Consider the following 21,616-nt stretch of genomic DNA (forward strand, 5'->3'; position numbering starts at 1 on the left):
CTCTACTCCTCCTCGGTTCCGGTGTCGTCGTTCTCGGCCGCCGTCGGCTCGTCCGCCGCGGCCGCCTCGTTCGTGTCGCCGGTCGCCTCTGCGACGACCTCGTCGGCGGTGTCGGTCGCCTCCGGCTCGGCCGCAGCCTCGGTCGCCTCGGGCTCGGATTCAGGCTCGACGGTCGCCTCGGTCTCGGCAGGCTCGGCCGTCGCCTCGGTCTCGGCAGGCTCGGCCGTCTCGGGCGCCGTCGCCGCGGAGGCCTCGGAGGCGACAGCAGCCGACGTGTCGCCACCCTCCTCGAGCTGCGCCATGCGGGCGTCGATCAGCCCCACGAGGTCGCGGAGCGGCGCCGCCACGAGGCCGGCGAGCTGTGTGAGCGGCGCGACGATCACGCCGACGAGCTGGCTCTTCACGATCTCGGGTGCGGGAAGCTTCGCGAGCTCCTCCACATCGGCGCCGGTGAGCGAGCGACCCGACAGCATCCCTCCGCGGAGGGCGAGGATCTTCGTCTCCTTCGCCGTGTCCGAGAGTGCCTTCGCCACCGCGACGGGATCCCCGTCGGACTCGACGAAGGCGATCGCGGTCGGGCCCTCGAGCAGGGCGAGCAATGCCTCCGAGCCGGCCTCCTCCGCCGCACGTCTCGTCAGCGTGTTCTTCACCACCTGGAGCCGCGCACCGCTCGAGCGGAGCTTCGCGCGGAGCTCCTCGAGCTCCGCGTTCGTGAGGCCGCGGTAGTCGGCGACGATCAGCGACTCCGTCGCGCGAAGCTGCTCGACGAGCTCTGCGACGACTCTCTCCTTGTCGGTTCTGTGCATGTCGTTCCTCCGGAAACGACTAGACCCGCCTGGGAGGCGGGTCATGGGCGCGCGGGCCACCAGGGCTCGCGAAGCTTCCTGACCAACCTCGACCGGACTTCCGCCCCGGGGGGCCGCCGGTTGTCTGCGGTGGGCTCTAGTCGGATGTGACGCTAGACGGTAGCAGCCTCCGTGGGCGACTCCGTGACGATGTCCCGGGTCCGGGTCGAGTCGAGATGGAGCCCCGGCCCCATGGTCGTGGTGAGCGTGATGCCCTTGATGTAGCGCCCCTTGGCGGCGGCGGGCTTCGCGCGGACGATCTCCTCGATGACGGCCGCGTAGTTCTCCAGCAGCTGCCTCTCGCCGAAGCTCTTCTTGCCGATCGGCAGGTGGACGTTCGCCCCGCGGTCGGTGCGGTACTCGAGCTTGCCGGCCTTCGCGTCGGACACCGCTTTCGCGACGTCGAACGTCACCGTTCCCGTCTTGGGGTTCGGCATCAGACCGCGGGGGCCGAGTACGCGACCGAGCTTGCCCACGTTGCCCATCTGGTCGGGCGTCGCGATCGCGACGTCGAAATCGAGGAAACCGCCCTCGATCTTCGCCGCCAGGTCGGCGGAGCCGACCACGTCGGCACCTGCTTCCTGCGCCTCCCGCGCCTTGTCGCCCTCGGCGAAGACGGCGACGCGCGTGGAGCGCCCGGTGCCGTGCGGGAGCATGATCGTGCCGCGAAGCTGCTCGTCCGCGTGGCGGACGTTGAGCCCGAGGCGGAAGTGGACCTCGACGGTCTCGTCGAACTTCGCGTCGGGGATCGCCTTGAGCACCGAGAAGGCCTCGGCCGGGGCATAGAGCTTCTCGCGGTCGATCGCCGCCCGCCCCTCGCGGTATCGCTTCCCGTGCCCGCTCACGACTCCACCTCCGCCAGACGTGAGGGAGCCCCTGGTTCCCCCACGGGCCCGCTCCTCCAGCGCAGCGACGCCGCTCCACCTCCACGCCGAATCTTCACCGCAGACCTCGGATCTGCAGACGCAGATCCGGGCTCGCGAAAACCCCTGAAGCGGCCGCTGGCGCGGCCGGCCGTCGCGTACGTCGCGAGAGTCACGACTCCACCTCGACGCCCATGCTTCGGGCGGTGCCTGCGATCACGAGCATCGCGGCCTCGACGTCGTTGGCGTTCAGGTCGGGCATCTTCGTCTCGGCGATCGAGCGGAGCTGCTCCTGCGTCAGCTTGCCGACCTTGTTTCGGTTCGGCTCGGCGGAGCCGGACTCGAGCCCGAGCGCCTCCTTGATGAGGACGGCGGCCGGCGGCGTCTTCGTGATGAACGTGAACGACCGATCCTCGAAGACGGTGATCTCCACGGGGATTATCCGGCCGTTCTCGTGCGCCGTCTGCGCGTTGAACGCCTTCGTGAACTCGACGATGTTCACGCCGTGCTGGCCCAGCGCGGGGCCGACCGGCGGCGCGGGGTTCGCCTGCCCGCCGGGGATCTGCAGCTTGATCAGTGTGAGGACTTTCTTGGCCATGTGCGTGAGTCCATGCGGGGCGCCTAGCCCCTCCTCCCGTCTTGTCGATGTCCATTCAAGCGCAAGGCGAGCCGTGCGCTAGTCGATCTTCTTCACCTGGTCGAACGCGAGCTCGACCGGCACCTGGCGCTCGAAGATGTCCACGAGCACCTTCAGCTTCTGGGCGTCAGGGTTGACGTCGACGATCTCGCCGTCGAAGTCGGACAGCGGGCCCGACGTCACCTTCACGGACTCCCCGAGCGAGAACTCGACCTGCGCCCTCGGTGCAGGTGAGCCCGGCGTGCCGCCCGCGTGGAGGATGCGGTCGACCTCGGGCTGCGAGAGCGGTGAGGGCTTTGCGCCGGCACCGACGAACGCCGTCACTCCAGGCGTCCCCTTGACGACCGTCCAGGCCTCGTCGTTGAGATCCATGTTGACGAGCACGTATCCGGGAAGCACACGCTTCTCGATCTGGACCTTCTGCCCGTCCTTCGTCTCGATCACCTGCTCGGTCGGGACCACGACGCGCCGGAACCGCTGTTGCTGGTTCATCGAGACGATCCGGTGCTCGAGATTGGCCTTCACCTTGTTCTCGTGCCCGGAGTAGGTGTTGATCACGTACCAGTGGAACATCTGAGCTCTTCCTCTCCCTACTGCCCGAGTAGCACGTCGCGGACCAGAGGACGGAGGACCTGGTCGCAGCCCCAGAGGAAGGCTCCGACGATCGCGCAGGCGATGATGACGACGATCGTGCCCTGGATCACCTGCGCGCGATCCGGCCACTCGACCTTCCGGAGCTCGGCGATCGATTCGCGGACGAACCCTCCACGCCTGCCGTGCTCGACCGTGGGCGCCGCGTGCTCGGGCCCGGCCGGGACGGGGCGCGGCGCGGCGGTGCGCGCGGCCTCCTGACCGGCGGCCCGTCGTGCGTCGCGCCGCTGGCGTCTCGTCTCTCCTGCCATCCTCGAAAGCCTCCGGCCCTACCGCGTCTCGCGGTGGAGCGTGTGCGACCCGCACCAGCGGCAGTACTTGCGAAGCTCCACCCGGTCGGGGGTGTTCCGCTTCGACTTCTGGGACTGGTAGTTCCGCCGCTTGCACTCGGTGCATGCGAGCGTGATCGCGACTCGGACTCCGGTGGCCATCTCTTCTCGTTCTCGTCGGGGCGGAAAAAGGAAAGGGAAAGGTAGCGGCGGTAGGACTCGAACCTACGACACGCGGATTATGATTCCGCTGCTCTAACCAACTGAGCTACGCCGCCGAGCCGAAGCGGAGTGTAGCAAGGCATTTCCGGGCCTCGGCCGCGTCGCGGCGCCGCGGGAAGCGGCGGCTCGGCGGGTCGCCGGCAGGGTCACGGTCTCCTCCGACCCGGCGCGACGTCTGGTGCGCACCAAGCTCTTGCGGCGTGCAGCGGACGTCCGCCGCCCGCACTAGGATCGCGCCGTGATCAGGGTCCCGCCGCAGCACGGAGGCTGGCTCGAGGTCGTCTGCGGCCCGATGTTCAGCGGCAAGAGCGAGGAGATGATCCGACGGCTCCGGCGGGCGGAGATCGCAGGCCAGCGCGTGCTCCTCTTCAAGCCGCGGATCGACGATCGCTACGCCGCCGAGCACGTCGTCAGCCACGCGGGCGTGCGGATGACCGCCGTCCCGGTCGACGGGTGCGCCGAGCTCGTCGCGCGTGCGCACGGATCGGACGTGGTGGGCATCGACGAGGTGCAGTTCTTCGAGCACACGATCGTCGACGCCGCGCTCTCCCTCGCCGCGAGCGGGTCCCGGGTGATCGCGGCAGGGCTCGACCAGGACTTCCGCCGGCTTCCGTTCGGGCCCATGCCGGAGCTGCTCGCCCGCGCGGAGTTCATCGACAAGCTGCAGGCCGTCTGCCACCGCTGCGGCGGCCCGGCGACCACCACCCAGCGGCTGGTGGACGGCAGGCCTGCGCCGTACTCGGGCGAGACGATCGTCGTCGGCGCGCTCGACTCCTACGAGGCGCGCTGCCGCGACTGCCACAGCGCTGGTCAGGATTCGGCAAGCTGGCTGGCCGCCTGACCGTACCGGAGGCTGCCGAGGAAGCACTCCCGTCGCCGCTGTTCCACCGGGTCAACGCCGCGGCTCGAGGACGAGCATGGTGACGCCCGTGCTCGAGGTCTGCGAACCCTTGAGCGCGAGCGTCGTCCTGGCGTTGTCGTCGCGGAAGAAGCGCTTCCGCCGCCCGAGCACGACCGGATAGATCATGAGGCGGTACTCGTCGACCAGGTCGAATGGCATCAGCGCGTTCACGAGCTCGCTGCTGCCGTACACGAGGATGTCCGCTCCGGGCCGCTCCTTCAGCTCGGCGACCGCCTCGGCCAGTTCTCCCGCGAGCAACGTGCTGTTCCACTCGAGCGGCCCCGCGAGGGTCGTGGAGGCGACGAACTTCGGAAGGCTGTTCATCCGGGCGGTGAACACGTCCCCCGCCCGCAATCCCCGGCGCGGTTCGTCGGGTTTCCGTCTGGGCCAGATGACGGTGAACTCCTCGTAGGTCACCCGGCCGAGCAGCAGCGCATCGCTGGCGAGGAGCTGATCGGTGTGCCACTCCTCGACGTCGTCGTCCCAGTACGGCACCGTCCAACCGCGGTGCTCGAACTCTCCGAACCGGCCGGGCCCCTCGGCAACGCCGTCCAGGGAGACGAACTGCTCTACGACGATCCTTCTCATCTCGGGCTCCTTTCGGTTGCGGCATCCCCGGTCGAGCTCGCTCGTAGGGGTGCGGACCGGTCGTCGTACGATCCGTGGTCGTGGAGAAACTCATCGGGCCACCGATGAGTTTTCGTCCCCGCAGGGATCTCAAGGAGCAGTGACGTCGATCGGGCTCGACCACCAGTTGATCGCAGCGGCGACGGGCGGCGATGCCGCGGCCTTCTCCGCGCTCGCGGAACGGCATCGCAGCGAGCTCCAGGTGCACGCCTACCGGATGCTCGGCTCGCTCGAGGACGCGCAGGATGCCGTCCAGGAGGCCCTCCTCCGCGCGTGGCGCAGCCGCGGGACATACGACGGGCGCTCGACGTTCCGGGCCTGGCTGTACCGCATCACCACCAACGCCTGCCTCCGGATGCTGGAGCGACGGCCCAGGCGGCTCGTGCCGTACGAGGAAGGCCCTCCGGCCGAGCCCGGCGCGCGACCCGCTGCTCCTGCCGACCTCCCGTGGCTCCAGCCGTATCCCGACGCCCTCGTCGACACGAGCCCGCAACCCGACGACGCCGTCGTCACGCGGGAGACGATCGAGCTCGCGTTCCTGGCGGCGATCCAACACCTCCCGCCGCGCCAGCGCGCGGTCTTGATCCTCCGCGACGCGCTCGACTGGCCGGCCGACGACACCGCCGCGGTGCTCGAGATGAGCGTCGCCGCGGTGAACAGCGCCCTCCAGCGGGCGCGGGCGACGATGACTGACCGCCTTCCGGAGCGGAGGCTCGAGTGGGCGGCTGCCGACGCGGAGGAGGCCGAGAGGTCGCTTCTCGACGCGTACGTCGAGGCGTTCGAGCACCACGACGACCGTCGGCTCGTCGCGCTCCTACGCGACGACGTGCGTATGGCGATGCCGCCCCACCCAACCTGGTATGACGGGGTCGACGCGGTCGCGGCATTCCTCGCACGCATCGCCTTCGGGCCGGGTTCCGGCTCCCACCGGTTCGTGCCGACGCGCGCGAACCGGCTGCCGGCATTCGGCGTCTATCGCGGCGACGGCGCCGACGCCACGCCGTTCGCCATCAACGTGGTCGAGATCGAGTCCGGCCTCGTGAAGGGCATGCACTTCTTCCTCTATCCCGAGCTGTTCCCGGCCTTCGGCCTCCCCGACTCGCTCCGATGACCGCGGACGAGGGCGCTGCCTGCGCGCTCTTCGGCGATCCGCTCCCGGCGGGGTTCTACCGGCGCGTCCTCCGCGTCGCGCCCAGGCTCGAGCTCGACGTCGAAGCGTGCGGTGCACGCGACGCGATCGTCGTCGTCGAGGACGGAGTCGCCGAGCTCGCGTGCAGGTCGGGCATCTGCCGGCGCTTCACTCGCGGCTCGATGCTCCCGCTCGCGCGCGTCCCGGTCGTCCGCGTGCGCAGCGTCGGCACGTCCCCGCTCGTCCTGATCGCCGTCTCGCGCGCAGACCCGACGCCGACCGATGAGTTTCCGCGCGACTGCGGATCGTACGTCGACTGCTGAGAACGAACGTCGGAGGTCGACAATGGAAGCGTCTGCGCCGTCCGTGGGCCTCGCGCCCGCCGCCCTGGATCCCCGTCGCTGGTGGGCGCTCGCCCTCCTCTGTGGCGCTTTCTTCATGGTCATCCTCGACGCGGCGATCGTGACCGTCGCGCTCCCCTCGATCCAGGAGGACCTCTCGTTCACGGCTCAGGGGCTGCAGTGGGTGGTGAGTGCATACGCCTTGACGTTCGCCGGCCTGCTCCTGCTCGGAGGCCGGGCCGCCGACATGCTCGGGCGGCGACGGGTCTTCATGGTCGGCCTCGCGCTCTTCACGACCGCGTCGCTCCTGTGCGGGCTCGCCTGGTCGGACGAGGCGCTGATCGGCGCCCGGGCCTTTCAGGGGGTCGGCGCCGCCGTCATGACCCCGACCGCGCTCTCCATCATCACGACGCTCTTCGCGGAGGGCGCCGAGCGCAACAAGGCGCTCGGGATCTGGGGCGCGCTCGGCGGCTTCGGCGCGACGACGGCGTGGCTGATCGGCGGCCCACTCGTCGACGGCATCGGGTGGGAGTGGATCTTCTTCATCAACATCCCCGTGGGACTCGCGGCGATCGCTCTGTGCCCGGTCCTGCTCCCGGAGAGCCGGGCGGCCACGGCGACGCGGAGCTACGACCCCGCCGGGGCTATCACGATCACCGGCGCCCTCGTCCTGCTCGTCTACGCAGTCGTCGAGGCACCCGAGAGCGGCTGGACGTCCGCGCGGACGCTGCTCCTGCTCACTGCCTCGGCCGCGCTGTTCGGCGCGTTCGCGCTCGTCGAGTCCCGGCACCCGGCACCGCTCGTGCCGCTCCGCATCCTCCGCACGCGCACGATCGTCGGCGCCAACGCCGTGATGCTCCTGTTCGCGACGGTCGCCTTCGGAATGCCGTTCATCCTCACGCTGTACGCGCAGCAGGTGCTCGGCTACTCCGCAGTCGAGTTCGGGCTGAGCTCCGTCGTCTTTCCCGCCATGGCGGCCGCCGGCTCGATCCTCGGCCAGGCGATCGTGCTGCGGGTCGGCTTCCGCCCGGTGGCCGCCGTCGGTATGGCACTGATGGGCGCGGGCGCGCTGCTGTTGACGCAGGTTTCGGTCGGCGGAAGCTACTTCGGCGACATCTTCCTCGGGCTGCTCCTCTTCGGCCCGGGCATCGGCCTCGCCTTCGTGACGGCAACGGTCGCGGCGCTCGCGGGAGTGCCGGAGCACGAGTCCGGCCTCGCCTCGGGCCTCAGCAACACCGCGTTCCAGATGGGCGCGGCGATCGGCACCGCCGTCGTGGCCTCCATCGCGGTTTCCCGGACCGACGACTATCTCGCCGCCAACGCGGGGGCGAGCTCGCTCGTCGCCCTGAACGAGGGCTTCCGGTCCGCGTTCCTCGCCACCGCCGTCCTGGCCGGTATCGGCGTCGCGCTCGCGCTGCTGCTGCTCGGGCGCCCGCGCGGTGCCGCTCAGGCAACCCTCGACCTCGATCCCTCGCCGGCACCCGCGGGCGACTGACATGACGAGAGGAGAAACGATGATCGACCACACGATCGGAACACGTGAAGAGTGGCTCGCCGCCCGCGAGCAGCTCCTCGTCCGGGAGAAGGAGCACACCCGGCTCGGCGACGAGCTCGCGCAGCTACGCCGGGAGCTGCCGTGGGTACGACTGGAGAAGGAATACCGCCTCGAGACGGACGACGGCGAGAGGACGCTCGCCGAGCTATTCGACGGGCGCTCCCAGCTCCTCGTCTACCACTTCATGTTCGGCCCGAGCTACGAAGCGGGAGACCCGGTGAACTCATCGATCGCCGACACCGTCGAGGGCGTGCTGCCGCACCTGCATGCCCGCGACGTGACATTCGCCTTCGTGTCGCAGGCCCCGCTTCAGAAGCTGCAGGCCTACAAGCGCCGCATGGGGTGGAGCTTCCCCTGGGTCTCGTCCGCGCCCGGCGAATTCAACGTCGATCTCGGCTTCTCGCACACCGAGGAGCAGGGCCGCGAGGTGGTGGCGGAAATGATGGGCAGCGGCGGGCTGCCGCCGATCGTCGAGCACAACGCCCGTACGGCGGGCACCGACGTGGCGGCGTACATGACCGAGAGCCCGGGGTTCAGCACGTTCGTCCGCGACGAGGACGACGTCTACCACACGTACTCGACCACCTGGCGTGGCCTGGAGTTCCTGATGGGCTACTACCCAATCCTCGACCACGCACCGAAGGGCCGCGACGAGGGCGAGGCGTGGCAGCTTTGGCTCCGCCGCCACGACGAGTACGAGCTCCCCCTCACCGCGGCGGTTGCCTGAGGAAGGCCACGGCATGGAGGCCGAATGCCGGCGAGGACGTCGCGGCTCGCCTCCGCCCGGCAACGGCAGGGCGGGGGCGAGCGGCAGCGCGACGGCCGTCGACGATGGGTGGCATGCTCGTGGCCGAGAGCGCGGAGCAGCGGCGGCCGCGCTGCCACGAGCCCGGGGCCGACGCGGTTCAGCTCGTCGCGTAGCGCGACGTCAGTCGCGAAGCGCGATCCAGATCGCCTTCAGGTCCGTGAACTTCTCCAGCGCGTGGATCGACTTGTCGCGCCCGAAGCCGGACTGCTTGAAGCCGCCGAAGGGGCTCGAGATGTCGCCCGCGTCGAACGTGTTCACCCACACGATGCCCGCGCGGATCGCCCGCGCGGCCCTGTGGGCGACGTTCACGTCGTCGGTCCAGATCCCCGCCGAGAGCCCGTAGATCGTGTCGTTCGCGACCGCGATCGCCTCCTCGATCTCCGAGAAGGTGATCGCCGAGAGCACGGGCCCGAAGATCTCCTCGCGCGCGATCGTCATGTCGTTCGAGACGGCGTCGAAGATGGTCGGCTCCACGTAGTAGCCGCCCGTCTCCGCACGCACGCGGCTGCCGCCCAGGTGGAGCCCCGCGCCCTCGGACTTGCCCGACTCGATGTAGCCGAGCACGCGCCCGAGCTGCGTCTCGTCCACGATCGCGCCCATCCGCGTCTTCGGGTCGAGCGGGTCACCCGGGCGGATCCGCCCGGAGACCTCGACCACCTTTTCGAGCAGCTCGTCCTTGACGGCCTCGTGGACGAGCAGGCGCGAGCCCGCGTTGCAGACCTCGCCCTGGTTGTAGAAGACGCCCCAGGCGACGGCCGTTGCCGCTGCGCCCAGGTCGCCGCACTCCTTCGTCACGATGTGCGGCGATTTCCCACCGCACTCCAGCGCGACCCGCTTCATGTTCGACTCGCCCGAGTAGCGGAGGAAGTACTTCCCCACCTCGGTCGAGCCGGTGAACGCGATCATGTCGACGTCCGGATGGCGGCCGACCGCCTGGCCCGCGGTCTCGCCGAAGCCCGGCACGACCTGGAGGACGCCGTCGGGGACGCCCGCCTCCGAGGCGAGCTCCGCGAGCCGGAGCGCGCTCAGCGGGGACTGCTCGGCGGGCTTGAGCACGACGCTGTTCCCGGTCGCGAGCGCCGGGCCGACCTTCCAGGAGGCCATCATCAGCGGGAAGTTCCACGGCACCACGGCGCCGACGACTCCGAGGGGCTCTCGCACGATCGAGACGTGCGCCTCCGGCCCGGTCGGGGCGATCTCGTCGTAGACCTTGTCGATCGCCTCGCCGTACCAGGCGATGCACTCCGTGGCGAGCGGGACGTCGACGTTGGTCGCGTCCCTGATCGGCTTGCCCATGTCGACGGTCTCGAGCAGCGCCAGCTCCTCCGCGTGCTCGGACATCAGGCCGGCGAGCCTCTGGAGCACGCGCTTGCGCTTCTTCGGCGCCAGACGCGACCACACGCCGGACTCGAACGCCGACCGAGCGCCCGCGACCGCGCGGTCGACATCGGCCGAGTCGCACGCGGCCACGGAGGTCACCACCTCGCCGCTGATCGGGCTCACGCAGTCGAACGTCTCGCCCGAGACGGCGTCGACGAACGCGCCGTCGATGAACGCCCGGGAGCGGATGTCCAGGCCGGCGATCGCGTCGGCGACGCTCCGCGGGCCCTCGGAGATCGTGGTCATCGGGGAGCCTCCGTCAGTCGGTTTCGGCGCGCTCGGTGCGCGAGATCGGTCCTTCCGGGTGGATGGTACGTCCCGGCTTTCGTCGGGACGACCGAGGAGGTCGGGGGACGGGCCCACGCCCGTCCCCCGACGCCGGGCTACTTGAGCCCGTTCGCTGCGAGGAAGGAGCTGGCGATCTGCGCCGCCGGCTTCTGGTCGACGTAGACGGCGGTGTTCATCGCCAGCATCGCCTTGAGGGTCAGCTTGGAGCTGACCTTGTTCAGCGTGTTGACGAGCTTGGGGCCGTGCTCTGCCACCAGCTTCTTCGAGACGATCGGCGCCACGTTCTGGAAGCCGAAGATGTTCTTGGGGTCCTTGAGGACGACGTACTTCGTCGTCGCGAGCGGCGGATCGGTCGAGAAGACCCCCGCTGCGAGCACCTTGCCGTCGTCGAGCAGCTTGTACGCGCTGATCCCGGCGAGCGGCGTGAACTTCACGTCCGTCACCCCGTAGACCCGCTTCATCCCCTGCAACCCCGTCTGGCGGGTGCGGAACTCGGGGAACGCGGCGAGCGTGAGGTCGGGCACCTTCTTGAGGTCTGCGACCGCCCTCAAGCCGTACCTCCGGGCGGTCGAACGGAGCACCGCGACCGCGTCGACGTCCTGGAACGGCGTCATGCGCGCGAGCGTGTACCCCTTCGCCCCGTAGAGGCGCTTCACCTGGTTGTAGGTCGCGAGCGCGGTCTTGGGGAACGCCTGCTTCTTGAAGGTGACCGTGTAGGCGATCCCGATGTACTCGGGGTACATCGTGATCCTGCCGCTCGTGAGCGCCTTCTGGATCAGCTCCGTCGAGCCGATGTTCTCCTTGTACGAGACGTCGAACCCTTCGGCCTCGAGCGCCTGCTTGTACAGCTGGCCGAGGACGAAGGCCTCGCCGAAGTTCTTGGTGCCGATGATGATCGGCGCCGGATCGGCCTGGCTTCCGCCGGCCGTGGCGGCGGTCGCTCCACCGAGGATGATCGCGACCCCGAAGGCGATCGCGAACGCCGCCTTGGCGGCGCGCCGGGTGTGTTTGCGGATCATGGTCCTCCGATCGGTCGTTGACCCGGGCCTTTGACCTTACAGAGTGAGCCCTTTCCCGCCAGGCTCGGTCACCAGCATCGCGTCGTCGACGTGGCGGCCGCGAAGGGGCCTCGGCGTGACGAGCCGCTGGACGAGCGCCACCGCGCCGTCGCACGCGAATGCGAGCGCCGAGACGAGAATCGAGGCGCCGATCACGCCCTCGATCCCGTAGCTCGCCTGGTTCACGATCACGTCGCCGAGGCCGCCGCCGCCCGCGATCGCCGCGATCGTCGCGGAGGCGACGACGAAGACGACCGCTGTCCGGATCCCGGAGAAGAGCAGCGGGGCCGCCAGCGGCAGCTCGACCCGCTGGAGGATCTGGCGCTCGGTCATGCCCATTCCGCGGGCGGCGTCGACCGTGTCGAGGTCGACCTCGCTGACCCCGACGTAGGCATTGGTGAGGATCGGCGGCACAGCGAGCACGACGAGCGAGATCAGCACGACGGTGAAGCCGACGGGCAGGAAGACGATGCAGACGGCGATCACCGCCAGCGTGGGCAGCGCCCGGCCGATGTTCGAGATGCTGATGGCGACGAACGAGTAGCGGCGGAGGTGGCCGAGCCCGACGCCGATGGGCAGGGCGATCGCGAGGGCGATGCCGATCGAGGCCGCCGAGAGCACGAGGTGCTCGACCGTCTTGTCCCACATCAGGCCCGGGTTCTCCTCGATGAAGCGGAGTGCGTCGGCGAAGATGGAGAGGTCGGCCAGCATCACGCGCCGCCCGCACGTGTCCACGGTGTCAGCGCTCGCTGCGCGAGCACGAGGAGCCCGTCCGCCACGAGCGCGAGCCCGACCGCGAGCGCGGCGGTGACGATCAGCTCCGTGTTGAAGAACTGCCGGAGCGCGAGGAAGATCGGCCGACCGAGGCCCTGCGGGATGACGAAGGCGGCCACGGTGGCGAGCGCGATGGTGGAGACCGTCGCCACGCGCACGCCGGCCATGATCGCCGGCAGCGCCAGGGGAAGCTCGACCCGCCGGAGGATCTGGAAGGAGCTCATCCCCATCCCACGCGCGGCCTCGAGCACGTCGGGCGGCACGGAGCGGAGACCCGTGACGATGTTCCGGAACAGGATCAGGAGCGTGTACGAGACGAGCGCCACCTCGACCGTGGTCACCGTCAGCCCGGTGATCGGGACGAGCAGCTGGAAGAGCGCCAGGCTCGGGATCGTGTAGAGCAGCGCCGACACGAGGTCGAAGGGCCGTTCGAAGAACCGCAGCCGTCTGGTCAGCAGGGCGGCCACGAACGCGATCGCGAAGCCGACCACGACGGCGATCACGGTCAGCTTGACGTGCTGGAGGAGTGCGGGCTGGAGGACCTCGCCCCAGTTGTCGCGCACCCATTCGGGGCAGAAGAGACGGTTCTCCTGGACGCAGTCGCTCGCCTCGCCGAAGTCCGGGATGACGGGCTCCGACTGGGCGACGAGGCCGGTCACGACACGAGCCGTTCCGAGAGTGCGTCGAGGCTCAGAGAGCCCCGTGGCCGACCGTCGCCGTCGAGCACGAGCACGACGCGGCTGCCCTCGCTGAGCATCGCCGACAGCGCATCTCTCAGCGTCGTCGAGCCCTCGAGAGCAGGCCCTTCCGCACCGTCGACCGGCGCCAGCTCGAGCTCGTCCAGGCGCGTGAGCGAGAGGCGCTTGAGGCCCCGGTCGGCCCCCACGAAGTCGGCGACGAACTCGTCCGCCGGATGGGCGAGGATCTCCTCGGGCGTGTCGTACTGCGCGAGCCGCCCCCCGGGCCGCAGGATCGCGATGCGGTCTCCCATCAGGATCGCCTCGTCGATGTCGTGCGTGACGAAGATCACGGTCTTCCGCACCTCGCCGTGGATCCGGAGGAACTCGTACTGCAGGCGCGTCCGCGTGATCGGGTCGAGCGCGCCGAACGGCTCGTCCATCAGCATCACCGGCGGGTCGGCGGCCAGGGCGCGCGCCAGGCCCACCCGCTGGCGCTCGCCTCCGGAGAGCTGTGACGCGTACCGCGAGCGGTAGTCGACGGCGGGCAGGTCGACGAGGTCGAGCAGCTCGTCGACGCGGGCGTCGATCCGCGCCTTGTCCCAGCCGAGCAGCCGCGGCACCGTCGCGACGTTCTCGGCCACCGTCATGTGGGGGAACAGGCCGGTCTGCTGGATGACGTAGCCGATCCCGCGCCGGAGCTCGGTGACGTCGCTGTCCCGCACGCTCTGGTCGCCGATCCGGATGTCTCCCTCGGTGATGTCGATGAGGCGGTTGACCATCCTCATCGCAGTGGTCTTGCCGCCTCCCGACGGGCCGACGAGCACGCAGATCTCCCCTGCTTCGACCGTCAGCTCGAGGTCGTCGACGGCCGGCGCTGCGCGACCGGGATAGCGCTTCGTCACGTGGTCGAAGACGATTCGAGCGGCGACGTCGCTCACCGCCGACAGCCTACGCGGCACCGGCTGTCACCCGCGGCCGGCCGCGGGTCAGCGCGGACGCGGCACGGCGGCGAGGAGCGACGTCGCGACGAAGGAGGCCGAGGCGAGGAGCACGATCGTCCCGCCCGGTGGCAGGTCGCCGTAGTACGCGAGCGTGAGCCCCGCGAGCACCGAGCCGAGCCCGAGCAGCATCGAGAGGCCGAGCGTCGAGCGCAGGCTCCATGCCACCCGCTGCGCCGCGATCACCGGGAGGACCATCAACGCCGCGATCAGGAGAATCCCCACGATCCGCATCGAGATCCCGACCGTGAGCGCGGCGAGGACCGCGATCAGCGTGTTCAGGAGCCCGACCGGGGCGCCTGCGACACGGGTCGCCTCCTCGTCGAGTACGACGCTCACGAAACCCCGGTACATCACCCCGATCGCCGCGAGGGAGGCGCTGCCGAGGGCGAGGACGACCCAGAGATCGTCGCGGGTCACGGTCAGGATCGAGCCGAAGAGGAACTGGAAGAGGCCGACGTCGAGCCGACCGGCGCTCGAGACGAGGACGATCCCGAGCGCGATCCCGGTGTAGAAGACGAGCGCGAGGGCCTGGTCGCCGGCCGTCCCGCCGCGCGAGCGGAGCCACTCGATCGCCAGCGCGCCCACGACCGCGAAGCAGAGCGCGGTCAGCACGGGTGAGATGCCGAGCAGGTAGCCGGCCGCGACGCCCGCGAAGGCGACGTGCCCCAGCCCGTCGCCGACGAGCGACTGCCGGCGCTCGACGAGGAAGAAGCCGACCGCAGGCGCGAGCAGGCCGACCACCGCACCGACGGCGAACGCGAGGCGCATGAACTCGAGCTCGAGCATCAGTGCACGTGGGAGGGGTCGTGCCAGAGGGCGGGGAGGTCTGCCGGGTCTCCGTCGAAGACGATCCGCCCACGCACCAGCACCAGCCGGGAGACCACATGCTCGACCGCGCCGAATTCGTGCGACACGTAGAGGATCGTCACGCCGAGCTCGGCGCGGAGCTCGGCGAGCAGCGCCGCCAGCGACTCCTGCGAGGCGGCATCGACCCCGGTCGTCGGCTCGTCGAGGGCCAGCAAGGCTGGCTCGGCCGCGAGAGCACGGGCGATGAAGGCCCGCTGCTGCATGCCGCCCGACAGCGTTCGGAGCAGCGCGGCCTCCCTGTCCCGAAGACCGACCCGCTCGAGCGCCAGCCCGACCGCGACGCGGTCTGCGGCGCGGAGCGGCCCGAGCACGCCGCGGATGCCGAGACGCCCTGCCTCGACGACCTCCCTGACCGTCACCGGAGTCGCCGACGCGAGCTGCGCGCGCTGGGGCACGTAGCCCACGCGTCGCACGCCACGGGTGCCGGGTGCGGCGCCGAACAGCCGGACGCGACCCGAGGTCGGACGCTCCAGTCCGAGCACGAGCCGGAGGAGCGTGGTCTTTCCGCCGCCGTTGGGGCCGGCGATCCCGACGAAGGCGCCCTGCTCGACCCCCAGCGTGACCCCCTCGAGCGCGGAGGGGCCGCCGCGGTAGGCGAACGACACGTCGTCGACCTCGACCGCCGGCACCGTGGCCGCTACGTGCACGCCAGGGCCTCCCGCAGGGCGGCGAGATTCTCCCGCATGACCGTGAAGTAGTCGTCACCAGCCTCGAGCTCCCCGGACGGCAGTCCCTCGAGCGGGTCGAGCACCGCAGTCGTCACACCTGCCTCGCGCGCGATCGTCTCGGCGAGACGCGGTGAGAGGAGCTTCTCGGAGAAAACGGTCGTCGCGCCGGTGCGGCGAACGTCGCGCACGAGCCGCTCGACCCTCTGCGGAGCGGGCTCGGCGTCCGGGGAGAGCCCGAGCAACGGGACCTGCTCGAGGCCGTAGCGGCGGGCGAGGTAGCCGAATGCGGCGTGGCTCGTGACGAACTCGCGGCGCTCGCAGCGGGCGAGGCCCCGGCGGTACTCGCCGTCGAGCTCCTGCAGCCGGGTTACCAGAGCGTCTGCAGCGGACGGTCGGCCCAGTGCTTCGGCGATCGCGCGGGCGATCGCCTGGAATCGCAGCGGGTCGAGCCAGACATGGGGGTCGACCGTCGCCGCTTCCCCGGGGCCTTCGAGCAGCTCCACCTGCTCGAGGACGTCGAGCGAGGGCCCGTCCCGGTCATCCAGGGCCTGCTCCAGGGCGGGCTGGAAGCCGCGCCCCACGTACACCACGAGGGTGGCGTCGCGGACGCGCCCGACGTCGCGCGCCGCCAGCTCGAGATCGTGCGGCTCCGCGCCGGGAGGCGTGAGGCTCGCCACCTCCACGTCCGCAGGCGCGACCTGCTCTGCGGCGAAGGCGAGCGGATAGAGGGCGCCGAGGACCCTCCGCTCGCCGGAGGTGTCGCCCCCGCATGCGGCGGTCGCGAGCGCGATCCCGCCGCACAAGAGAACGATTCTCGAAAGCACCGGCGGAGCGTACCAGAGATGAGAATCGCTATCGTCTGGGAGTGCCCACCTGGGTCGAGACCGCGTTCGAGGAGCTACGCACGGCCGGGCTGCGCCGCGGAGGAGCGCGCCGGGCCGTGGTCGACTTCCTCGCAAAGCAGGACTGCTGCCGCTCCGCCCAGGAGATCCACGACGGCATCACGGCCTCGGGCGGCGCCGTGGGGGTGGCGAGCGTCTACCGGGCGCTCGACACGCTCGCGGAGCTCCGGCTCGTCCAGCGGGTAGACGTCGGTGACGGCGTCGCGCGCTTCGAGCCCTCCCGGGTGGGCCACGACCACCATCACCATCTCGTCTGCGACGACTGCGGCAAGGTCGAGCCGTTCGCGGACGAGGCCCTGGAGCGCGCGCTCGAGGGTGCGGCCGGGAGGCTCGGCTACGCGATGGAGCAGCACGAGGTCGTGCTCCGCGGCGCCTGCGACCAATGTCGAGACGTGGGGGAACCCCTGGTTTGAGCGTGGGGGAACCCATGGTTCCCCCACGGGCCCCCTCTTTCGCTCGGCTTCCCCGTCACGGCCAGGTGGGCCTCCCGGCCGGCAAAGCCGGCCTCCGGCCGCAAGAGGCTGATAACCCCGCAAATCGGCCAGAGCAAGGCGCTCCGGTGCGCGACTACGGCTCGTCGTCGTCCGGCCGCCCGGGCACGGCGGCGTGCGCGACGGCGACGGCTGCACGGCGCTCGGCCGTCAGCTCCCGGATCACGATCTGCGCCGAGGCGGTCAGCGGCACCGCGATCAGCGCGCCCACGACCCCGAGCAGGGCGGCTCCCACGATCACGCTGGCGATCACGAAGAACCCCGAGATCTCCGCCGCCCTCCCCTGGATCGTCGGCTGCAGGATGTAGTTCTCGACCTGCTGGTAGCCGATGCAGACCGCCAGCATGATGAGCGCCTGCGGGATCCCCTGCGTCAACGCGACGAGCGAGAGGATGACGGCGGCGAGGGTCGCGCCGATCTGGGGGATCAGTCCCAGCATGCCGGCGACGATCCCGAGGGCGAGGGCGAACGGGATGCCGAGGATCCACGCGGCCGTCCCCTGCACCGTGCCTGCGATCGTCGCGATCGCGAGCGCGCCGAGGGCATAGCGACCGATCGTCCGGGTGATCCGCTCCTCGAGCATCCCGATGCGGGCGGACTCACGGGGGTAGAGGAGGCTGTGGAGAGAGCGCGAGAGGTTCGGCAGGTCGATCACGAGGAACAGCGTCATGAAGACGATCGTGATCGCCCCGAGCCCGAACCCGAAGATCCTGCCCCCCACCTCGAAGGCGTCACCGAGCTTCGAGGGGAGGTCGGAGGCCAGGGATTCGGCGCGTTGCTGGAGCTTCTCGCCGATGTCGGTGCGGCGATCGAGCTGCTGGAAGATGTCGGAGGCACGGATTCGCTCGACGATGTTCGGCAGGTCCTCGATGAGGTCGCGCACGGCGCCGACGAACGGGCTGATCAGCAGGTACGCGAGCCCGCCGAGGAGCGCGACCAAGGACAGCACCACGAGCATCGCCGCGTTCCCGCGCTTCATGGCCGCGCGCTCTTCCAGCCAGGTGACGGGCGTCTGCAGGACGATGGCGAGGAAGAACGCGATGAAGACCCAGAAGACGGCCTGCCGCGCGGCGAGGAACGCCCATGCGGCCACGATCACGGCGAGCACCGTGACGACCGTGCGAACCGAGACCGTGATCTCGACGCGCTTCGCGGGCGGCTCGGGGATTGCCACGGAGCCGAGTCTAGGACCCGAGCCGGAGGTCGGGAGGCCGTCGCTACGCGATGGGCGCGCCGGTGCGCGAGATGCGGACGTCGCCGCTGACGGTGCGTATGCGGAGCTCGACCTGCGGCCCCTCCGACACGGGCGGGGCCTCGCCGACGTCCAGATCGGAGCTGACCGCGCCGCTCACGGACTGGGCGTCGATCCAGAGGGCGAGGCCGGGGCGGGTCGCGACGTGGACGTCACCCGAGACCGAGTTGACCCGCGCGCCCGCCGCGAGCGCCTCCAGCTCGACGTCGCCGGAGACGGTGCTCACGCCTGCGGGCGCCGCGCTCTCGCCGATCCTGACGTCCCCGGAGACGGTGCTGACGGTCGTGGTGCCCGACACCGCGCTCACCTGGACATCGCCGGACGCCGACTTCGCGGTGAGCGTGCCGCCGACGGAGCCGGCCGAGAGATCCCCGCTCGCCGTGTTGAAGGCGAGATCGGCCGTGTCGCCGAGGATCGCGTCGCCCGAGGCCGAGCGCATGGCGACGTCGGCGAGGCGTCCGCGGGTGTTGAGGTCTGCGCTGTGCGTCGTGAGCTCGAGATCCGATCCCTCGGGGCAGCGGATCGCGACCCGCAGCTCGGGGCTGCGGCCGAGGAAGCCGAAGCGGCCCTCGCGCTTGGGAGCACGGACGGAGACCTCGTGGCGGCCGCCGCGCTCGACGGCCTCGATGGTCGTCTCGGCCGCAGCCTGCGCCGAGGCATCGTCCTGACGGCCCGGAGTCACCTCGACGTCGACCCGAGGCTCCGCCCACGTGGCGACCGTCACCTCGCCGGCCGCGACGGTGAGGTCGAGCGCCACCCGACCTGGTGTCTCGAAGACCGGCACGGCTACCTCCGCCCGAGGCGAGGCGGGACGGACGGCCGGGAGTCGACTCGACCGTCGCCGCGGCGAGGCGGGCGCCGGCGCTCGACCGGATCGGGGTCGAAGGGGCCGAAGAGCGCGTACGAGAACATGGCTTGCTCCTTCCTGTCAGCTCCGGGCGAAGCCCTGGAGCCGGTTGGTCGATCGCCTCGCTGCGCGCGGCTCCAGAGCGCGGGCCAGCGCACGGACGATCCAGGCATTGGTGGAGACGGCCTCGCGGGCTGCCGCGACCTCGAGGCTCGCCTTGAGCCCCTCCGGAAGCCGGAGGGTGATGCGGGCGCTCAGGTCGTCGCCCGGCGCCGGCGGTTGCTCCGGCGTTGCGGGCTCGTCGACGAACACGAGCTCCGGATCGCGCCCTGCGAGCCGGACCTCGACGTGCCCGACGTCGAGCTGCGAGTTGAGCGACAGCGCGGCCTCGGAGAGAAGATCGATCAGCCGGAGGCGCAGAGAGGGCTCGACCGCGTCCGCGAGCCGCCGCCACTGCTCGACGACGTCCTCGTCGCCGAGAGCGGCCACGACCCCGGCCAGGTCGCGCTTGATCGCATCGATGTGCAGCTCCATGGACGCCAGTATGACATCATTTTGATGTCTGTCAAGTGCGGATTTGCCCGTCCCTGATGTCGAACGCGACGCCGGCCGGCTCGAAGCAGGGCGGATAACCGAACGAGCGGCGTTCCCGCCGTCATCTAGTGTGTGTCGTCCGACTCGAGGCGAGCGCCCGTCGGACACCCTCCGCCCCGTCCGGGGCGGCCATCTGCTCGGCCCCGAGGGCACGCGCCCAGGGAGAGGAACCACCCGTGACCCACGACGTCGACCCGCCCGATCTCACGCTGTGGCCGACCATCCGGCACCTCTACCCGCTCTGGCGGGCGCAGTGGCGGCTGGTCGTCGTAGGGCTCGGCTGCGCGGTCGTCTTCACGACGCTCTCGCTGCTCATCCCGATCCTCGTGCAGCGGACGATCGACGACGCGATCGACGGCGGTGATCACTCGCTCCTCGTGCCGTACCTGGCGGCGATCGTCGCCGTCGCGGCGGTTCGCTTCGGCATCAACTTCACGCGGCGATACGCGACGGCGAGGATCGGCGTCACCGTCGAGGCGCGACTCCGCTCGAAGCTCTACGACGCCTACCTCCGCTACCCGCGCGCCTTCTACGACCGGCACGCGACGGGCGAGGTGATCTCCCGGGCGACGAACGACATCTATCCCGTCCGGTACTTCATCGGCTGGGGAGTGGTGCAGGCGATCCAGAGCGTGCTGATGCTCGTCGGCGCCGCGATCGTGCTGACGGTCGTCAATCCGAAGCTGGCGCTGACGGCAGCGGTCGCCATGCCGCCGATCGCGATCCTCACGTACTTCTTCGCCCATCGCGTCTTCCCGATCTCGCGGCAGGTCCAGCGCAAGAAGGGTCACCTCACCGAGGCCTCCGACGAGGCGGTCGTGGGAATCGAGATGGTGCAGGCGTTCGGGCGCGAGGACGACGTGCGCGATCGCTTCCACGACCGGGCGGAGGCGGTGCGCGACGAGACGATGCGACAGGCGTCGGTCGAGGCCCGATTCCTCCCGGGGCTCATCTTCCTCCCCACGCTGGGCATCGCCGCCGTCCTGCTGGTCGGGGGTCGCGAGGCGATCGCCGGCAACCTCACGATCGGGGAGTTCACGCTCTTCATCACCCTGTTGCTCCAGCTCGTGTGGCCGCTCGAGGCGCTCGGCTGGATCATCAACCTCGGTCAGCGCGCGACCGCCGCGGCCTCGCGGAGCTTCGCCTGGCTCGACGGGATCGGGCCACTGCCAGAGCGCGACGACCCGGAAGCACTGCCCGAGGGGCCTCTCCCGGTCCGGTTCGAGGATGTCCACTTCCGCTACCCGACGGGTGGCGAGGTGCTTCGGGGGATCGACCTCGAGGTGACGCCGGGCGAGATCGTCGCACTGTGCGGTCCGACCGGCGCGGGCAAGACGTCGCTCCTCAACCTGCTCCCGCGCTTCTACGACCCCACGGCGGGGCGGGTGCTGCTGGGCGGAGTCGACGCGCGCGACGTCGGGCTCGCGGACCTTCGCGGTGCGGTCGCGATCGTCACGCAGAAGCCCGTCCTGTTCTCCGTCCCGCTCCGTGAGAACCTGCTCGCCGCGCGGCCGGACGCGGACTGGAGCGACGTCCTCGACGCCTGCGAGGCGGCGGGCGTGGCCGAGTTCGTCGATGACCTGCCGGACGGCTACGACACGCTGATAGGCGAGCGAGGGGTGAACCTCTCCGGCGGACAGCGTCAACGGGTCGCCCTCGCCCGGGCGCTCATCGCCGGATCGCGCGTGATCGTGCTAGACGACCCGATGTCCGCCGTCGACACGGAGACCGAGCGCCACCTGGTCGAGCACCTGCGGCCCGCCGTCGCGGGCCGGACGGTGCTGATCTCGGGGCAGAGGCTCTCGACGGTGCTCGTCGCGGACCGGGCCGTCGTGCTGCGTGACGGCCGGATCGTCGAGCAGGGGCTTCCCGAGGACCTGATCCGCGCCGGCGGCCCGTTCGCGGAGCTCTTCGGCGAGGAGGTGCTGGCCGCGTGAGGCGTTCGTCGATGAACTTCCGCGCGTTC

Annotated in this window: 25 protein-coding genes and 1 tRNA gene; 7 read left to right on the forward strand and 19 right to left on the reverse strand. The window is 70.5% G+C overall.

Going from position 1 to position 21,616, the window contains the following annotated elements; all coding sequences use genetic code 11:
* Nucleotides 1–2: 2 nt before the first annotated feature.
* The 7 genes from rplJ to VFO26_RS03685 form a co-directional block, all read right to left on the reverse strand.
* Nucleotides 3–806 (reverse strand): 50S ribosomal protein L10, encoded by an 804-nt coding sequence (rplJ, locus tag VFO26_RS03655; protein WP_325113522.1) that lies wholly within the window; start codon nt 804–806, stop codon nt 3–5.
* Nucleotides 807–958: 152 nt separating this feature from the next.
* Nucleotides 959–1,690, reverse strand: a complete 732-nt coding sequence (gene rplA / locus VFO26_RS03660; protein WP_325113523.1) for a 50S ribosomal protein L1 — start codon at nt 1,688–1,690, stop codon at nt 959–961.
* A gap of 190 nt (nt 1,691–1,880) precedes the next feature.
* The gene (rplK, locus tag VFO26_RS03665) at nt 1,881–2,306 is read right to left on the reverse strand and encodes a 50S ribosomal protein L11 (RefSeq protein ID WP_325113524.1); all 426 of its coding nucleotides are present in this window, start codon (nt 2,304–2,306) and stop codon (nt 1,881–1,883) included.
* A gap of 78 nt (nt 2,307–2,384) precedes the next feature.
* A complete protein-coding gene (gene nusG / locus VFO26_RS03670; protein WP_325113525.1) occupies nt 2,385–2,918 on the reverse strand; it encodes a transcription termination/antitermination protein NusG in 534 nt (177 codons plus the stop codon).
* Nucleotides 2,919–2,935: 17 nt separating this feature from the next.
* Nucleotides 2,936–3,247 (reverse strand): preprotein translocase subunit SecE, encoded by a 312-nt coding sequence (gene secE / locus VFO26_RS03675; RefSeq protein WP_325113526.1) that lies wholly within the window; start codon nt 3,245–3,247, stop codon nt 2,936–2,938.
* Between the two features lie 18 nt (nt 3,248–3,265).
* Nucleotides 3,266–3,427 (reverse strand): 50S ribosomal protein L33, encoded by a 162-nt coding sequence (gene rpmG, locus VFO26_RS03680; RefSeq protein WP_325113527.1) that lies wholly within the window; start codon nt 3,425–3,427, stop codon nt 3,266–3,268.
* 42 nt (nt 3,428–3,469) lie between these two features.
* Nucleotides 3,470–3,543, reverse strand: a tRNA-Met gene (locus VFO26_RS03685).
* Between the two features lie 236 nt (nt 3,544–3,779).
* Between VFO26_RS03685 and VFO26_RS03690 the strand changes: the two genes are divergently transcribed.
* On the forward strand, nt 3,780–4,328 hold the full coding sequence (locus VFO26_RS03690; protein WP_414653045.1) for a thymidine kinase: 549 nt from the start codon (nt 3,780–3,782) through the stop codon (nt 4,326–4,328).
* A gap of 51 nt (nt 4,329–4,379) precedes the next feature.
* On the opposite strand, the gene VFO26_RS03695 is transcribed toward VFO26_RS03690, so the two are convergent.
* A complete protein-coding gene (locus VFO26_RS03695; RefSeq protein ID WP_325113529.1) occupies nt 4,380–4,976 on the reverse strand; it encodes a dihydrofolate reductase family protein in 597 nt (198 codons plus the stop codon).
* Nucleotides 4,977–5,115: 139 nt separating this feature from the next.
* Here VFO26_RS03695 and VFO26_RS03700 point away from each other — a divergent pair, with 139 nt between their 5' ends.
* Genes VFO26_RS03700 through VFO26_RS03715 form a run of 4 tightly spaced genes read left to right on the forward strand, consistent with a single transcriptional unit; the run spans nt 5,116 to nt 8,767 of the window.
* Nucleotides 5,116–6,126 (forward strand): RNA polymerase subunit sigma-70, encoded by a 1,011-nt coding sequence (locus VFO26_RS03700; RefSeq protein ID WP_325113530.1) that lies wholly within the window; start codon nt 5,116–5,118, stop codon nt 6,124–6,126.
* Nucleotides 6,123–6,467 carry a hypothetical protein gene (locus tag VFO26_RS03705; protein ID WP_325113531.1) on the forward strand — a complete coding sequence of 115 codons (345 nt, stop codon included), beginning with the start codon at nt 6,123–6,125 and terminating at the stop codon, nt 6,465–6,467. The genes VFO26_RS03700 and VFO26_RS03705 overlap by 4 nt, the downstream gene beginning before the upstream one ends.
* Before the next feature lie 22 nt (nt 6,468–6,489).
* Nucleotides 6,490–7,980, forward strand: a complete 1,491-nt coding sequence (locus tag VFO26_RS03710; protein ID WP_325113532.1) for an MFS transporter — start codon at nt 6,490–6,492, stop codon at nt 7,978–7,980.
* A gap of 19 nt (nt 7,981–7,999) precedes the next feature.
* The gene (locus tag VFO26_RS03715) at nt 8,000–8,767 is read left to right on the forward strand and encodes a DUF899 domain-containing protein (RefSeq protein WP_325113533.1); all 768 of its coding nucleotides are present in this window, start codon (nt 8,000–8,002) and stop codon (nt 8,765–8,767) included.
* Nucleotides 8,768–8,968: 201 nt separating this feature from the next.
* Here VFO26_RS03715 and VFO26_RS03720 read toward each other — a convergent pair whose 3' ends face one another.
* From VFO26_RS03720 to VFO26_RS03755, 8 genes are all read right to left on the reverse strand, one after another.
* Nucleotides 8,969–10,474, reverse strand: coding sequence for an aldehyde dehydrogenase (locus VFO26_RS03720; protein ID WP_325113534.1), 1,506 nt, complete (start codon nt 10,472–10,474; stop codon nt 8,969–8,971).
* A 137-nt stretch (nt 10,475–10,611) separates the two neighbouring features.
* Nucleotides 10,612–11,535: a glycine betaine ABC transporter substrate-binding protein gene (locus VFO26_RS03725; RefSeq protein WP_325113535.1), complete on the reverse strand. Its 924-nt coding sequence runs from the start codon at nt 11,533–11,535 to the stop codon at nt 10,612–10,614.
* 36 nt (nt 11,536–11,571) lie between these two features.
* On the reverse strand, nt 11,572–12,309 hold the full coding sequence (locus VFO26_RS03730) for an ABC transporter permease (protein ID WP_325113536.1): 738 nt from the start codon (nt 12,307–12,309) through the stop codon (nt 11,572–11,574).
* Nucleotides 12,285–13,007, reverse strand: coding sequence for an ABC transporter permease (locus VFO26_RS03735; protein ID WP_325113537.1), 723 nt, complete (start codon nt 13,005–13,007; stop codon nt 12,285–12,287). Before VFO26_RS03735 ends, VFO26_RS03730 begins: the two co-directional genes overlap by 25 nt.
* Nucleotides 13,004–13,966 (reverse strand): ABC transporter ATP-binding protein, encoded by a 963-nt coding sequence (locus tag VFO26_RS03740; RefSeq protein WP_325113538.1) that lies wholly within the window; start codon nt 13,964–13,966, stop codon nt 13,004–13,006. Before VFO26_RS03740 ends, VFO26_RS03735 begins: the two co-directional genes overlap by 4 nt.
* A 48-nt stretch (nt 13,967–14,014) precedes the next feature.
* Complete coding sequence (locus VFO26_RS03745; protein ID WP_325113539.1) at nt 14,015–14,815, reverse strand: metal ABC transporter permease; 801 nt, start codon at nt 14,813–14,815, stop codon at nt 14,015–14,017.
* Complete coding sequence (locus tag VFO26_RS03750; RefSeq protein ID WP_325113540.1) at nt 14,815–15,543, reverse strand: metal ABC transporter ATP-binding protein; 729 nt, start codon at nt 15,541–15,543, stop codon at nt 14,815–14,817. The genes VFO26_RS03745 and VFO26_RS03750 overlap by 1 nt, the downstream gene beginning before the upstream one ends.
* Entirely contained in the window at nt 15,534–16,388 is an 855-nt protein-coding gene (locus tag VFO26_RS03755; RefSeq protein ID WP_325113541.1) for a metal ABC transporter substrate-binding protein, read from the reverse strand. The genes VFO26_RS03750 and VFO26_RS03755 overlap by 10 nt, the downstream gene beginning before the upstream one ends.
* Before the next feature lie 41 nt (nt 16,389–16,429).
* Here VFO26_RS03755 and VFO26_RS03760 point away from each other — a divergent pair, with 41 nt between their 5' ends.
* Nucleotides 16,430–16,879, forward strand: a complete 450-nt coding sequence (locus tag VFO26_RS03760; RefSeq protein ID WP_325113542.1) for a Fur family transcriptional regulator — start codon at nt 16,430–16,432, stop codon at nt 16,877–16,879.
* Nucleotides 16,880–17,033: 154 nt separating this feature from the next.
* On the opposite strand, the gene VFO26_RS03765 is transcribed toward VFO26_RS03760, so the two are convergent.
* The 3 genes from VFO26_RS03765 to VFO26_RS03775 all read right to left on the reverse strand — a co-directional run bounded on the left by VFO26_RS03765 (nt 17,034) and on the right by VFO26_RS03775 (nt 19,590).
* The gene (locus VFO26_RS03765; protein WP_325113543.1) at nt 17,034–18,131 is read right to left on the reverse strand and encodes an AI-2E family transporter; all 1,098 of its coding nucleotides are present in this window, start codon (nt 18,129–18,131) and stop codon (nt 17,034–17,036) included.
* Between the two features lie 43 nt (nt 18,132–18,174).
* The gene (locus VFO26_RS03770) at nt 18,175–18,993 is read right to left on the reverse strand and encodes a DUF4097 family beta strand repeat-containing protein (protein WP_325113544.1); all 819 of its coding nucleotides are present in this window, start codon (nt 18,991–18,993) and stop codon (nt 18,175–18,177) included.
* Nucleotides 18,994–19,137: 144 nt separating this feature from the next.
* Nucleotides 19,138–19,590 carry a toxin-antitoxin system HicB family antitoxin gene (locus VFO26_RS03775; RefSeq protein WP_325113545.1) on the reverse strand — a complete coding sequence of 151 codons (453 nt, stop codon included), beginning with the start codon at nt 19,588–19,590 and terminating at the stop codon, nt 19,138–19,140.
* Nucleotides 19,591–19,826: 236 nt separating this feature from the next.
* Between VFO26_RS03775 and VFO26_RS03780 the strand changes: the two genes are divergently transcribed.
* Nucleotides 19,827–21,587: an ABC transporter ATP-binding protein gene (locus VFO26_RS03780; RefSeq protein WP_325113546.1), complete on the forward strand. Its 1,761-nt coding sequence runs from the start codon at nt 19,827–19,829 to the stop codon at nt 21,585–21,587.
* Nucleotides 21,588–21,616 lie beyond the last annotated feature (29 nt).

Source organism: Gaiella sp., assembly GCF_035710885.1.
Lineage (GTDB): Bacteria > Actinomycetota > Thermoleophilia > Gaiellales > Gaiellaceae > Gaiella.

Bases quoted from the DNA above. Each gene is read 5' to 3' on its own strand.
- rplJ (WP_325113522.1), bottom strand. From the start codon at position 806: ATGCACAGAACCGACAAGGAGAGAGTCGTCGCAGAGCTCGTCGAGCAG.
- rplK (WP_325113524.1), bottom strand. From the start codon at position 2,306: ATGGCCAAGAAAGTCCTCACACTGATCAAGCTGCAGATCCCCGGCGGG.
- nusG (WP_325113525.1), bottom strand. From the start codon at position 2,918: ATGTTCCACTGGTACGTGATCAACACCTACTCCGGGCACGAGAACAAG.
- secE (WP_325113526.1), bottom strand. From the start codon at position 3,247: ATGGCAGGAGAGACGAGACGCCAGCGGCGCGACGCACGACGGGCCGCC.
- rpmG (WP_325113527.1), bottom strand. From the start codon at position 3,427: ATGGCCACCGGAGTCCGAGTCGCGATCACGCTCGCATGCACCGAGTGC.
- VFO26_RS03690 (WP_414653045.1), top strand. From the start codon at position 3,780: ATGTTCAGCGGCAAGAGCGAGGAGATGATCCGACGGCTCCGGCGGGCG.
- VFO26_RS03695 (WP_325113529.1), bottom strand. From the start codon at position 4,976: ATGAGAAGGATCGTCGTAGAGCAGTTCGTCTCCCTGGACGGCGTTGCC.
- VFO26_RS03705 (WP_325113531.1), top strand. From the start codon at position 6,123: ATGACCGCGGACGAGGGCGCTGCCTGCGCGCTCTTCGGCGATCCGCTC.
- VFO26_RS03710 (WP_325113532.1), top strand. From the start codon at position 6,490: ATGGAAGCGTCTGCGCCGTCCGTGGGCCTCGCGCCCGCCGCCCTGGAT.
- VFO26_RS03715 (WP_325113533.1), top strand. From the start codon at position 8,000: ATGATCGACCACACGATCGGAACACGTGAAGAGTGGCTCGCCGCCCGC.
- VFO26_RS03720 (WP_325113534.1), bottom strand. From the start codon at position 10,474: ATGACCACGATCTCCGAGGGCCCGCGGAGCGTCGCCGACGCGATCGCC.
- VFO26_RS03725 (WP_325113535.1), bottom strand. From the start codon at position 11,535: ATGATCCGCAAACACACCCGGCGCGCCGCCAAGGCGGCGTTCGCGATC.
- VFO26_RS03745 (WP_325113539.1), bottom strand. From the start codon at position 14,815: ATGCTCGAGCTCGAGTTCATGCGCCTCGCGTTCGCCGTCGGTGCGGTG.
- VFO26_RS03775 (WP_325113545.1), bottom strand. From the start codon at position 19,590: ATGGAGCTGCACATCGATGCGATCAAGCGCGACCTGGCCGGGGTCGTG.